The sequence below is a fragment of the Glaciecola sp. 33A genome (assembly GCF_002836745.1).
GTDB lineage: Bacteria > Pseudomonadota > Gammaproteobacteria > Enterobacterales > Alteromonadaceae > Glaciecola.
Genome location: NZ_PJAR01000036.1, coordinates 96,543 through 110,539, shown reverse-complemented (window position 1 = coordinate 110,539; position 13,997 = coordinate 96,543). Strand labels below are relative to the sequence as shown.

The following is a 13,997-nucleotide window of genomic DNA, read 5'->3' as shown; positions in this document are numbered from 1 at the left end:
GTTACAACAAACCGTGACAAAACTTATCGGCAAATAAATGAGCTGGAGGCTTTAGCAGTGCAAGAATTCATACTTTGGTATCAAGAGTTAGGCATGGACGATGTTAGTCGTGTTGGTGGTAAAAACGCGTCATTGGGTGAAATGATATCAAATTTATCAAATGCAGGTGTTCAAGTCCCTGGTGGATTTGCGACAACATCACATGCGTTTAATCAGTTTTTAGAGCAAAGCGGCGTTGAAACAAAAATACATGAAATACTCGATGCACTTGATGTAGATGATGTGAATGCATTGGCTGAAGCGGGTAAAACCATTCGTCAGTGGATATTAGATACCCCATTTCAAACTGAGTTAGAAGACGAAATTAAATCTGCATTTATTAAATTACAAGGTGAAATGGGTGACAAATCGTCATTCGCAGTGCGTTCTTCGGCAACAGCTGAAGACATGCCAGATGCATCGTTTGCAGGACAACAAGAGACGTTTCTGAACGTTAAAGGTTATGAATCCGTACTCGTAGCAATTAAACATGTTTTTGCCTCATTGTTTAACGACAGAGCTATTTCCTATCGTGTGCATCAAGGATACGACCATAAAGGCGTTGCGCTGTCCGCTGGTATTCAGCGCATGGTACGCAGTGACTTATCTTCTTCTGGCGTCATGTTTACGATAGATACCGAGTCTGGTTTTGAAGATGTAGTGTTCATTACGAGCTCATTTGGCTTAGGTGAAATGGTTGTTCAAGGTGCTGTTAATCCTGATGAATTTTATGTGCACAAGCCTACTTTAGACAAAGGTAACCCTGCTATTGTTCGAAGAAACTTGGGTAGTAAATTAATTAAAATGATTTACTCAGAAGACTTAGAACACGGTAAACAGGTAGAAATTGTTAATATTGAAAAAGCAGATAGTATGCGCTTTTCGTTAACTGACGACGAAGTGATGGAGCTAGCCAAACAAGCTGTTGTGATTGAAAAACACTATAAGCGTCCCATGGATATCGAATGGGCTAAAGACGGCTCGGATGGCAAATTGTATATCGTTCAAGCGCGTCCAGAAACTGTGCGCAGTCGAGAGGACATGCAAGTTATAGAGCGTTATCAGCTGAAAGGAAATACGACCAAAGTAGTTTGCGAAGGTCGCGCTATTGGTCATAAAATTGGTGCTGGAAAAGCTAAAGTATTAACCTCAATCTCTCAAATGGACATGATTGAAATAGGTGATGTGTTGGTTACCGACATGACCGATCCAGATTGGGAGCCCATTATGAAAAAGGCATCTGCGATTGTAACAAATCGTGGCGGTCGTACTTGTCATGCAGCGATTATTGCTCGTGAAATGGGTATACCAGCGGTCGTTGGTTGTGGTAATGCCACCGATAGCATTAAAGCCGGTGATGCAATTACCGTGAGTTGTGCTGAAGGTGATACTGGCTTTATTTATAACCAAGAACTTGACTTTGAAGTAATAACATCACGCGTTGATTCTATGCCTGATTTACCCTTTAGTATCATGATGAATGTGGGTAATCCTGACCGAGCGTTCGATTTCGCTCGCTTGCCGCACGAGGGCGTTGGTTTAGCTCGCTTAGAATTCATCATTAATCGCATGATAGGTGTGCATCCAAAAGCATTACTTAACTTTGATGAGCAACCTGCGGAACTCAAAGAAGAAATCACTGAAATGATGGCAGGCTATGCATCGCCTGTCGAATTTTATATAGAAAAACTAGTTGAAGGTATTTCTACTATAGGCGCCGCTTTCTCTCCAAAGAAAGTGATTGTTCGTATGTCAGACTTTAAGTCGAATGAATACTTTAACTTAGTCGGCGGCTATCAGTATGAGCCCCATGAAGAAAACCCAATGTTAGGTTTCCGCGGCGCGAGTCGTTATATTTCTGACGATTTTAGAGATTGTTTTGCGCTTGAATGTGAAGCAATAAAACGAGTTCGCAATACGATGGGTTTAACCAATGTTGAAATTATGATCCCTTTCGTAAGAACGTTGGAGGAGGGTGAAAAAGTTATTGAACTGCTTGCGGAGCAAGGTTTAGTGAAAGGTGAGAATGGTCTACGTGTCATTATGATGTGTGAATTACCCTCAAACGCACTGTTAGCTGATCAATTTCTCGACATATTTGACGGTTTTTCAATTGGTTCAAATGATTTAACACAATTAACCCTAGGTCTCGATCGCGATTCTGGTCTTATCGCGCATTTATTTGATGAAAGAAACCCAGCAGTTAAAGCATTGCTAGCAATGGCAATAAAAGCGGCTAAAGCGAGAGGTAAATATGTGGGTATATGTGGTCAGGGTCCCTCTGATCATGAAGACTTTGCCGCTTGGTTGGTAGAACAAGGTATTGATTCAGTGTCGTTAAATCCAGATACGGTAGTCGAAACTTGGTTATATCTTGCTGAGAAGCATGGGTAAAAACGCAAAATACAAAAATGGCTACAACTGTGGCCATTTTTATTATTTATCGCGGTTTAACAGTTTATCTACTGGTATCGTTTTCCAAAGGCCCTATAACAAAGATTTGGCAGCCCATTCAGTAATATGAAGACGCTTTTTTATTTGTACTTTCGGTTCAGCACAAATAAATCCAACTTTTTGGCGTTGCGTGACATTGCGCGCTGCACTTTGGATAGGAAACGTTTAGCCGGAGGAAAATCTATGCTTAGTAACATGAGTCCGCCTAGCACAAATAATATAGAACCCGGTAGAATAGAAAATATCACGCCAAATAATATCAAGACGATACTAATGAACGTTCTAAATAGTCGCATACCTATCCCCTTCAAATTTGATTAAGATGCTATGAAACTTAGCATAGCGCAATCTGAGGCGACACGGTATGTCAACATGTTACAAGTTGTGATTAACCATATTAACTAATTTAGCGGGGATTGACTGTTAAGTCTGCTATTAGCTGTTTTCTCGTTCGGCTTGTATGATTTTATATAACTTTTTGGTTTTAACAACTTTGCAGCCCATTGAGCCTTCAACCGCTTTTCTACCAAGGTATGCAACAGGTGCATAAGGGTGGCGTTTCTTAAATAACTTTTTGAAAAATTTCTTCATTTGTAACTCCTAATTATTTGTTGCTCACGCGTATAGTTTTACGTCGTATTGTGGCAACTAGGTATATTATCCTCTTGATTAACGTTATCGACCAATAGAGTATAACCTATATAGGTATTAATTGATATATGTTAATGCCATTATTTTTTAACTGCGCGTTATATCTAGTGGCTTGCAAGCAAGTTAATCTGTTTTTAAGTATCAGCAACAACTGTAACTATTCGTTATTCAATAGTTATGTCGATTATCTCTTTCAGTAACGGTCCACTGACTTTGATATAAAAGAAATATAAATTATACTTAAACCCTCTAGGGCATTTGCTTCGTAGTCTCTATACTGGGATTGCGAATTAAGGAGAGGTCTGGTGACCGAATTGACAGCTATTTTAGATAAAAAATTGACAAAAAAATTACCTCTGTTGGTGCCGCAAAGTGCGCTCAACCAAGATGTCCAAGAATATATTGTTGAACTAGAAAGTTCAGCATATGAAGGTGATATTGAAGTCAGTTATTCAAGCCGTTTGGCTGTGGCAACAGACAATAGTATTTATCAACAACTGCCGCAGGCGGTGTTGCACCCAAAGTCAACCGAAGACCTCAGTCTGATTGCAAAAGTGGCTAACGCATGGCCTAAGGTCACTTTTAGTGCAAGAGGTGGAGGTACTGGCACAAATGGTCAATCGCTCACGCCAGGTATTGTCGTGGATACATCTCGGTACATGAATAAAATCGTGGCACATAATATCCAAGAGGGGTGGGTTAAGGTGCAGGCAGGTGTCATAAAAGATGCCCTTAACGATTTTTTAAGACCCCATGGGTACTTTTTCTCCCCCGATCTATCAACCAGTAACCGCGCTACAGTGGGTGGTATGATTAGTACGGATGCCTCTGGTCAAGGTTCGTTAGTATATGGCAAAACCAGTGACCATGTTCTTGCGTTGACCTCAGTGCTAGCAAATGGCGATGTTATTAATACTGAGCCTATGCCAATGGAAGATGCAAAGACTAGAGCACAAAAAAATGATACCTTGGGTATTATTCTTCAACAGATCTTACAGACGTGCGTGCAAAAGCGCGAGCAGATTATTGCCAAATTCCCGCGTCTAAATCGTTTTCTTACCGGCTATGATCTTGAACATGCTTACAATGAACAGGAGCAATCGATTGACGTTAGTCGATTGATTACCGGTGCAGAAGGTTCATTGGCATTTGTTTCAGAAGCCAAACTCAATATTACGAAAATTCCAAGATACACTGCCTTAGTCAACGTCAAATACGACTTGTTTGAGTCCGCCTTGCGTCATGCACCAAGTATGATTGCGGCTAACGCGACGTCTGTTGAAACGGTCGACAGTACCGTATTGAATATGGCTCGCGCTGACATTATCTGGCACAGTGTTTCTGAGCTAATAACCGATGTAGAAAATAAAACAATGCTCGGCCTCAATATGGTTGAGTATAACAGCGATGACAAACAAGAGATTGAAGCAAAAATTGCGATGCTTTCGGAGCGTCTGCAAACGGATGCCGAAAAAGGCATTGGCGGTGTTATTGGATTTCAAGTGACTTATGAGCGAGCAGAGATTAATAAAATTTACGCGATGCGAAAAAAATCAGTTGGCTTGTTAGGTAAAATAAATGGCATTAGAAAGCCCATCGCATTTGCTGAAGACACCGCGGTTCCGCCGGAAAACTTAGCTGATTTTGCTATGGAGTTTAGGGATCTACTCGATGGTCATGGATTAAAATATGGCATGTTCGGTCACGTCGATGCAGGTGTATTGCATGTCCGTCCGGCGCTTGACTTGTGCGACATAGAACAAGAAAAGCTAGTTAATCAAATTTCTGACCAAGTGGTTGCATTAGTCGCTAAATATGGCGGCTTAATGTGGGGTGAGCATGGCAAAGGATATCGCAGTGAATATGCGCCTGAGTTTTTCGGTGAAGATCTTTACTCCGAGTTACGGAAGATCAAATCAGCTTTTGACCCGCTTAATAAAATGAATCCGGGTAAAATTTGTACGCCATTCGACTCTTCAGCAATTATGGTGAAGGTTTCTGATACCAAACGAGCCTCATTTGACCGCACTATTCCAATTGCATTTAAAAACGAATTCGCACCCGCAATGAGCTGCAACGGCAATGGTTTGTGCTTTAACTATGACACTACCTCGCCGATGTGTCCGTCAAGTAAGATAACCCATGATAGAAGGCATAGCCCAAAGGGGAGAGCGGGACTTATCCGCGAATGGTTGCGTCTATTGAGTAAAGAAGATGTTGATACATCAGCCCTCAGTTATCACCAGTTTCAGAGTAGTTGGTTTACTAAATTAAGCAACTCAAAGACTAAAAAAGACGACTTTTCGCATGAGGTTTTCGAATCAATGAATGGTTGTTTGGCGTGTAAGTCTTGCTCAACTCAATGCCCGGTTGGGGTCGATGTTCCTGATTTTAGATCGAGATTTTTATCAATTTATTATCAACGCTACACGAGGCCGTTAAAAGACCATTTTGTTGCCAACGTTGAAATTTTAGCGCCGGCTATGGCCAAGCTACCGCGCTTTTTTAATTTCTTCCTAGCCTCATCGATTGTGAAAGCAGGGATTAAGAAAGTCATTGGGTATGTTGATGCGCCATTGCTATCATACCCAACACTTGCAGATCGAATTAAAAGCATCGAATCTAAGCATGATATGGCTGCCTTGAGACAACTTAACGATGCCCAAAGAGCAAATCATGTCGTTATAGTTCAAGATCCATTTACCAGCTTTTATGATGCGCAGTGCGTTGAGAAAATGATGAAAGTGGTGAAAAAACTAGGCTACCAGCCGGTCTTATTACGGTTTTCACCGAATGGTAAGGCTCAGCATGTGAAGGGCTTTCTTGAACGCTTTGAGAAAACAGCCAAAACGACCTCAACATTACTAAACAGTATTGCTTCACTGAACATAACGATGATTGGTGCGGATGCCTCTCTGGTATTATGTTATCGTGATGAATATGCCAAAATATTAGGTAGTCAAAGAGGTGATTTTACAGTAAACACGCTCACAGAATGGTTGTCGACAGTGCCAAGTGAACGTATTTCATCGCTAGCTCAGCAAGCTAGTGGTGCAGACAGCAAAATGACTTACAAACTGCTTGCGCATTGTACTGAAAAAACAGCATTGCCAAAAACTGAATCACAATGGCAAAATCTATTTTCCGTGCTGGGCATGACATTGGAAATAGTGCCAGTAGGTTGTTGCGGCATGGCAGGAACCTATGGACATGAATTTGAACAGTTTGAAAACTCTAAGGGCATTTACGATTTGAGCTGGTCCAAGCCGGTGAAAAATGCAGCGCGGAACAACAGCAAGATACTAGCAACTGGGTATTCATGTCGAAGCCAGGTTAAACGTTTTGATAATGAAAGACCACAGCATCCAATTGAAGCCATTTGTGATGTGCTAATGGAATAATGAATTGAAGCGACACGGCAGTGAGCAACGAAAGTAACTAATCGACGTTGTAAAAAGACGTTGTAAAGAGACGTTGTAAAGAGACGTTGTAAAGAGACGTTGTAAAGAGACGTTGTAAAGAGAAATGATTAACAACACGGGAAGTTAATTAATTAACTTCCCGCATTATAAATTATTATTCTTCTGATTCGGCCTTAACTACAGGCAGAGTGTCAGTGATGCGAGCGAAGAAGCGTTGCTTTGGCATGTACGGTTTTTCAGCCAAAAGTGCTTTTACATCGTTCTCGAAGTCAGCTTTGTCTATAACCAAGCTGTCTTGTTCAAATGACTCTTTGATAAATTGCATCGTGATTGCTTTGTCAGTGACTAAATCTGTGTTTGCACTTACTGTCCCTGTAAATACGCTAAGTGTCAATATTAGAAATATTGATTTGTTTTTGAGTTTCATTCTGTTTGCCTTAAGTTAGTTTGTTGCTTTTAAGTTGCTAATGTTAATAATGTATTAATGTGTTGTAAAATTCTTATTCCTTTAAGATACAACAGCTTATTACTACTAACAGGCAAGTATTTTAGGCTAAAATCGGCAAATAATATAATGATAAAAACTTCTCTTAACAATTAGAAAAACTAATGTATAATTCCCAAAAACAAATAAGCGAAAATTGTTGATGGCAAAAAGATTACCTCCATTAAATGCCCTGAAGGCTTTTGAAACTGCAGCAAGGCATTTAAGTTTCACAAAAGCGGCTGAAGAACTTTTTGTAACTCAAGCGGCTGTGAGCCATCAAATTAAATTATTGGAAAGCCATCTAACTACAAAACTATTTTTGCGACGCAATAGAAAGTTGTTGTTAACCGAAGAAGGGCAGTCTTATTTTATAGAACTCAAAGATATATTTTCAAACTTGCAGGACGCGACGGACAGATTACTTGCTTTGGGATCTAAAGGCGCAATTACGGTCGCTGCACCACCTAGTTTCGCGAGTCAATGGTTGGTGTCCAAAATTAGCCAATTCTCAATTAGTCACCCTGACATTGATGTTCGCATTAAAGCGGTGGATTTGGACGATGGCTTTTTAGATGAGACAGTTGATGTTGCGATATATTACGGCAAAGGCAACTGGGCAAGAGTCGATGCTGTTAAGCTCCATACGGAATATTTAACGCCTATGTGCTCTCCGTTGCTGTTGCAGCAAGCTAAGCCATTGGATAAGCTTGCGGACTTAAACAAACACGTGTTATTACACGACAGTTCGAGAAATGCATGGAAAAACTGGTTAAAACATTTTGGCGTTAATCAAGTTAATGTTAATCAAGGCCCCATGTTTAGCCATACCATGTTGGTTTTGCAAGCTGCTGCAATTGGGCAAGGCATTGCGTTATCTAATATATTACTTGCTAAACCTGAGATTGATTCCGGTCGACTGATTTGCCCCTTTGAAGAAAGTATAGAAAGTAAAGATGCTTTTTATTTGGTATGTCATCCTGGGCAAGCGGAGGTGAGTAAAATACAAGTATTTACTGACTGGATGCTACAACAAGTGGAAGTTCAAAATGGATAATAATAGCGGAAATGACCCTTTGCCAATCATCGCTTTTAGCATGAGCAAAGAAACCAAAATTGGCATTTTTGTGGGGGCCTTCTATCTATGTTTAGGTATTTTATTAGGTGCGTTTGCTGCCCATAGCCTCAAAGACACAGTAGATGAATATCAAATGGGCGTGCTACAAACTGGGGTCAAGTATCAATTGATCCATGGAGTGGCTCTAATCATGTTGAGCGTTCTTTATTCTCTGTACCAAAAACGTTTATTTTATATTGCTATTATTTGCGTCGCTGTTGGCGTTTTCCTTTTTTCTTTTTCGTTATATGCAATTGCCCTTTTAGGGACGTCTTTTCTAGGTATAATTACCCCTATTGGCGGTGTTTTTATGATTTTGGGTTGGCTGCTTACAATGTACGCCGTGCTTGGGAAATAAAAAATGAAACACACTTTATTTAACAAAAACAACAAGATAAAAAGTAAATCCATGTTGTTTTATTGCCGCGAAGGTTATGAAGCAGATCTTGGAGCTGAACTTGAACATGTTTCCGCAGAACAAAATCTGTATGGATACAGTCAATTTGTGCGACACAGCGCAATGGTACAATTTCATTTCTATGCTGCACTCAGCATTGAGCAACAGTTTGTTAGTCTTGCGTTAAGCGACTGTATTTTTGCAAGGCAACGCCTTTGCATTATTGGCCATGTTGAATTAGCCGATGCCAGCGACCGGATCACGAGCATTCTTGATTATTTGAAAGAAAAAACCGAACTCAGTCACCATTGTTTGGGTGATATATTCGTCGAACATGCTGATAATGAAACAGGCAAAGAGGTCGCTAAGTTTTGCAAAAAATTTACCGTACCCATGCGCCAAGCACTTCGAAGGGAAGGGGTGTTAACAAGTAAACCGGATCTTGGTTTGCCTTTTATTCATTTGGTTTTTTCAGATAGTAGCCAGTGTACGGTTGCTTTTTCTTATCCTAAAAATCGCCATTCACAACCGCTGGGGATCACCCGCCTTAAATTTCCAGCCGATGCACCGAGTCGCTCAACGCTTAAGTTGGAAGAAGCGATTCAATTATTTATGAGCCCCGAACAACAAAGTGTGTGTTTGCAAAAAGGAATGACAGCGGTCGATTTAGGCGCTTGTCCGGGCGGTTGGACATACCAGCTAGTTGCAAGAGGCATACATGTAGAAGCGATCGATAATGGCGCTATGGCAGAGTCACTGATGGCGACAGGGTTAGTTAACTATCAGGCGGCTGATGGTTTTAAATATAAACCCGTAGATGGTCATGTCGATTGGTTAGTATGTGACATGATTGAAAAGCCCGAGCGTGTTGCGCAACTAATGACAGATTGGTTATGCAGCAGAAAAGCCACAAGCACTATTTTTAACCTAAAATTACCAATGAAGCAACGTTTTCAAACTGTAAGAGCGCTGATATCAACTATTATTAATACCTTGGACGAGCGTCAAATCAAACATCAATTAAGTGCTAAACATCTTTATCACGACAGAGACGAAATTACCGTAATGATACTTTCAGGTACTCATTTAAGTTAACTAATTCATACGCTTAGATTATATATTACACTGTTATTGCGCACTTAATGGCCTGAGGTTTACTGTGTTTTAGAATTCTTTTAAAAGAATATACTGAAAACAGTGTAATTTGTTCGCAATAATCTATATAATTCGCACCGATTTTTTAGAACCTATAAAGTGGAAACATGACAGATTTAGCACGCTACAGAAACATAGGTATTTTTGCTCACGTTGACGCGGGTAAAACGACCACAACAGAACGAATTTTGAAACTTACCGGTAAAATCCATAAAACCGGCGAAGTTCATGATGGTGAATCAACCACGGACTTCATGGAACAAGAAGCAGAGCGCGGTATTACTATTCAGTCTGCTGCGACTACATGTTTCTGGAAAGACCACCGCATGAACATTATCGATACTCCTGGACACGTTGACTTCACTGTTGAAGTTTACCGTTCATTGAAAGTACTTGATGGTGGTGTCGGAGTTTTTTGCGGATCTGGTGGTGTTGAGCCACAATCAGAAACAAACTGGCGCTACGCCAACGACTCAGAAGTCGCGCGTATCATTTTTGTAAATAAGATGGATCGCATGGGTGCTGACTTCTACCGTGTTGTTAAGCAAGTTAAAGATGTGTTGGGTGCGAACCCGCTCATTATGGCATTGCCAATTGGTATTGAAGACGACTTTGTAGGTATTGTTGATGTGCTTGAGAAAAAAGCATACGTTTGGGATGACACCGGTCTTCCTGAAAACTTCTCCATTCAAGACGTACCAGCAGATATGGTTGATAGAGTAAACGAATACCATGTGCTCCTAATTGAAACTGCATTAGAGCAAGACGATGACTTGTTGATGGCGTATATGGAAGGTGAAACACCCTCCTTAGCCGACGTCAAACGTTGTATCCGTGACGGTACTCGCAAGCTTGACTTCTTCCCAACATACTGTGGTTCTGCATTTAAGAACAAAGGTGTTCAAAACATTCTTGACGCTGTTGTTGATTACTTACCCGCGCCTGCTGAGGTTGATCCACAAGATTTAACTGATGAATTTGGTGAGCCGAATGGTAAAAAAGCAATTGTTTCTCCCACAGAACCTTTCCGTGCATTAGCATTTAAAATCATGGATGACCGTTTTGGCGCGTTAACGTTTATTCGTATCTACTCAGGTACATTGAATAAAGGCGATAGTATTCTTAACTCGTTTACGGGTAAGACAGAACGTGTTGGTCGTATGGTTGAAATGCACGCGAATGACCGTACTGAAATAAGTACAGCTCAAGCGGGTGATATTATTGCTATCGTGGGTATGAAGAACGTGCAAACAGGTCATACATTATGTGATCCTAAGCATTCTTGTACACTGGAGCCAATGGTTTTCCCTGAGCCAGTAATCTCTATCGCCGTTGCGCCTGCAGATAAAGGCTCAACAGAGAAGATGGGCATTGCAATTGGTAAAATGGTCGCTGAAGACCCAACCTTCAAAGTTGAGACTGATGAAGATTCGGGTGAGACCATCCTACGTGGAATGGGTGAACTTCACTTAGACATTAAAGTCGACATTCTTAAGCGTACTTATGGCGTTGCGTTGACCGTTGGTAAGCCTCAAGTTGCCTATCGTGAAACAATCACCAAAGAAATTGATGATTCATACACGCACAAGAAACAGTCTGGTGGTTCTGGGCAGTTTGGTAAAATTGACTATAAAATTCGTCCAGGCGCCGCAAACACTGGCTTCACATTTGTGTCAAAAGTTGTTGGTGGTAACGTTCCCAAGGAATTTTTCCCAGCAATTGAGAAAGGCTTTAGAGGCATGATGGGTGAAGGCGTTATGGCTGGCTTCCCTGTACTTGATGTTGAAGTTGAGTTGTATGATGGTGGTTTCCATGCCGTCGATTCATCTGCTATTGCATTTGAGATTGCAGCTAAAGGTGCTTTCCGTCAATCAATTCCAAAAGCGGGACCACAGTTAATCGAGCCAATCATGAAAGTTGACGTGTATACGCCAGACGACCATGTTGGTGATGTTATTGGTGACTTAAACCGTCGTCGTGGCATGATTAAAGACCAAGAAGCGGGCGTGACAGGTGTGCGTGTTAAAGCTGATGTGCCACTTTCAGAAATGTTTGGTTACATTGGTTCACTTCGCACAATGACTTCAGGTCGTGGTCAGTTCTCTATGGAGTTCTCACACTACAACCCATGTCCAGCAAACGTTGCTGAGTCAGTTATTGAAGAAGTTAAAGCTAGAAAAGCGGCTAAAAAATAGTAGTTTTATAGCTAATAATACTAAAAAACCCAGCTCTAGCTGGGTTTTTTTATGTCTGTGGGATCGCGGCGGCTGCAACTTATTTATTGGTAAATTGTGATTGCAGCGTGACTATATGTTTGTAAAGGCGGTTTTTCAGCATTTTAAATGGCGTTTGTTGTTGCAAGCTTGTGTATTTCCACTCATAGTATTCTTTCACTATAAACCCCAAGGCACTAGTGGCTTGGGGTGTTAATCGAACTTGAATGCGCTGACTAAACTGTTGTAGCGTTTCATTCTCAATACGGGGTATTTTTTGCCTTTCGAATAACTGAAACAGCTTATTTATCCATTTTATTTCATCTGACGCTTTTGCTTTACGTTTTGGTATAAACAATAGACTAATAAACAAACCAATAATAACAAAGCTCCCAATGAGTGCGTAACTAAAACTTTCTGCTTTCATATTTCCAAAGATTTTTTTGAGTATCGATTTTTGCCTTTCTTGGTTATAACTCAATATTGATTGATCCCAAGTATGATCAATATTCGCTATCAATAGTCTTAATTGATTAAATACGGCATATTCTTTTAAGTTGGTGAGTGAAAAGGGAGATTGCTGTCTAAATTCTTGTCTATTTTGTACCATGCTTAGCAGGCCTGATAAAACCCTATTCGGTGCAACAATAGCTGTTGGGTCGATACGCGTCCAACCTTTGTCATTATCCCAAGCTTCTACCCAAGCGTGTGCGTCAAATTGATGCACGCTAATTACATTGCCAGACTGAACCTCACCTCCTTGATATCCCGTAACAATTCGAGCAGGAACGTCTGCAAGGCGCAACATGTAGGTAAGAGCGGATGCATAATGCGAACAAAAGCCGACTTTCTTTTCAAATAAAAACTCATCAATCGGTGCCGATTGCATCAGCGGTGGCGACAGTGTGTAGCGAAAATCACCATGTGAAAATATGGATGTTAGCTTGTCTATCTTTTCTTGCGTCGTCATTGAGGTATTGATGTTCTCACCAATAAATTCGACAGTTTCGGGGTTTCCTGATGACGGTACTTGTAAATATTGAGTTAGATCTTCATAGCCTTTATAAATGTTTAGAGGCTGTTCTACAAATGATTTAACGGCGTACAAGCCTTGCGTGTATAAAGGGGTTCTGCCGGTCAATTGAAATTGTTGGTTGGTTGAAATAGTTTGCGTAGACAAGTCTTGAATTAAAACCGGGATATCTAATGAATACAGCCATTTTGTTGATGTCGGTTGAGCTATTACAACATAGTCCAATGCTTGGCCTTGAAACTCTATCGTTGGTGGACCACCAAAGCTAGTATTGATATTTGAAATTGACCAGCTTTTGCCATCAAATTGGTCCAATACGATAGCACGCCAATAGCGTTGCTGCGGAGACGGCAAGAGTCCCGTAAATTCAGCTCTGAAGACTAACTCATCGGACTTTGCCAGATGTGCAATGTCACCCGGTGTCATTTTTTCTGATAGGCCCGTTTTGGTCGATTGGTTAACGGGCATTTTCCATAAAGGGGACAATTTTGGGGTCACAAAAAACAACAGACACGCCACTGGTATGGCTTGTAGAAGAAGAATAACCGTGTGCGTTAAATAGGTCTTAAGGCCTGTTTCTTTAATTTTAATAGCGTGTAGTACGCAAAAAATTAAGATGATAAGCAGTGCGTAAAACAGGCTGTTGAGCAAACTTTGATGAAAAATAAGACCACAAGCGACTAAAAAAAGCTGAATGGACGCAACCATTTGATAGTCGCCAGTATGGTGTAAATTGAGAATTTTTAAGCAACAAGCGACCACCAATAGATTAATCATAGTGTTTAACAAGCCATAATCGGTTGCTAACCAAATTAAGATCGAGATACACAATAGAGCCAGTAAATTCAATACTGAATTTTTAAGCGGACTATTATAGGTAAGCGATTTGTATAAGGTAATGCAAAACGAGCAGGCACATAATACTAAAACCCAACCCATGAGTGGTTCTAGTAGCGACAATATTAAAGCCGCGAAAGTACCTAATGTAGTTAAGGACGCAATTTTGCGATTGTAAACTTTAATCTTTTGCAT

Annotated in this window: 10 protein-coding genes; 6 read left to right on the top strand and 4 right to left on the bottom strand. The window is 40.7% G+C overall.

Annotated elements, in window-relative coordinates; genetic code table 11:
* Positions 1-57 precede the first annotated feature (57 nt).
* Positions 58-2,433, top strand: a complete 2,376-nt coding sequence (gene ppsA, locus CXF81_RS07680; protein ID WP_101180858.1) for a phosphoenolpyruvate synthase — start codon at positions 58-60, stop codon at positions 2,431-2,433.
* Positions 2,434-2,573: 140 nt separating this feature from the next.
* On the opposite strand, the gene CXF81_RS07675 is transcribed toward ppsA, so the two are convergent.
* Together CXF81_RS07675 and CXF81_RS20030 are read right to left on the bottom strand one after the other, a co-directional pair.
* Positions 2,574-2,789, bottom strand: coding sequence for a PGPGW domain-containing protein (locus CXF81_RS07675; RefSeq protein ID WP_101180783.1), 216 nt, complete (start codon positions 2,787-2,789; stop codon positions 2,574-2,576).
* Positions 2,790-2,928: 139 nt separating this feature from the next.
* A complete protein-coding gene (locus CXF81_RS20030) occupies positions 2,929-3,084 on the bottom strand; it encodes a hypothetical protein (RefSeq protein WP_006012380.1) in 156 nt (51 codons plus the stop codon).
* 365 nt (positions 3,085-3,449) lie between these two features.
* Between CXF81_RS20030 and CXF81_RS07670 the strand changes: the two genes are divergently transcribed.
* Complete coding sequence (locus CXF81_RS07670; protein ID WP_101180782.1) at positions 3,450-6,545, top strand: FAD-binding and (Fe-S)-binding domain-containing protein; 3,096 nt, start codon at positions 3,450-3,452, stop codon at positions 6,543-6,545.
* A gap of 175 nt (positions 6,546-6,720) precedes the next feature.
* On the opposite strand, the gene CXF81_RS07665 is transcribed toward CXF81_RS07670, so the two are convergent.
* A complete protein-coding gene (locus CXF81_RS07665; protein WP_101180781.1) occupies positions 6,721-6,993 on the bottom strand; it encodes a hypothetical protein in 273 nt (90 codons plus the stop codon).
* Positions 6,994-7,213: 220 nt separating this feature from the next.
* Here CXF81_RS07665 and CXF81_RS07660 point away from each other — a divergent pair, with 220 nt between their 5' ends.
* The 4 genes from CXF81_RS07660 to fusA all read left to right on the top strand — a co-directional run bounded on the left by CXF81_RS07660 (position 7,214) and on the right by fusA (position 11,914).
* Positions 7,214-8,107, top strand: a complete 894-nt coding sequence (locus tag CXF81_RS07660; protein ID WP_101180780.1) for a transcriptional regulator GcvA — start codon at positions 7,214-7,216, stop codon at positions 8,105-8,107.
* On the top strand, positions 8,100-8,525 hold the full coding sequence (locus CXF81_RS07655; protein ID WP_101180779.1) for a DUF423 domain-containing protein: 426 nt from the start codon (positions 8,100-8,102) through the stop codon (positions 8,523-8,525). The genes CXF81_RS07660 and CXF81_RS07655 overlap by 8 nt, the downstream gene beginning before the upstream one ends.
* Positions 8,526-8,528: 3 nt before the next feature.
* Positions 8,529-9,659, top strand: coding sequence for a 23S rRNA (cytidine(2498)-2'-O)-methyltransferase RlmM (rlmM, locus tag CXF81_RS07650; protein ID WP_101180778.1), 1,131 nt, complete (start codon positions 8,529-8,531; stop codon positions 9,657-9,659).
* A 167-nt stretch (positions 9,660-9,826) separates the two neighbouring features.
* Positions 9,827-11,914, top strand: coding sequence for an elongation factor G (gene fusA / locus CXF81_RS07645; RefSeq protein ID WP_101180777.1), 2,088 nt, complete (start codon positions 9,827-9,829; stop codon positions 11,912-11,914).
* Between the two features lie 79 nt (positions 11,915-11,993).
* Here fusA and CXF81_RS07640 read toward each other — a convergent pair whose 3' ends face one another.
* Positions 11,994-13,997 (bottom strand): DUF3488 and transglutaminase-like domain-containing protein, encoded by a 2,004-nt coding sequence (locus CXF81_RS07640; RefSeq protein WP_198556346.1) that lies wholly within the window; start codon positions 13,995-13,997, stop codon positions 11,994-11,996.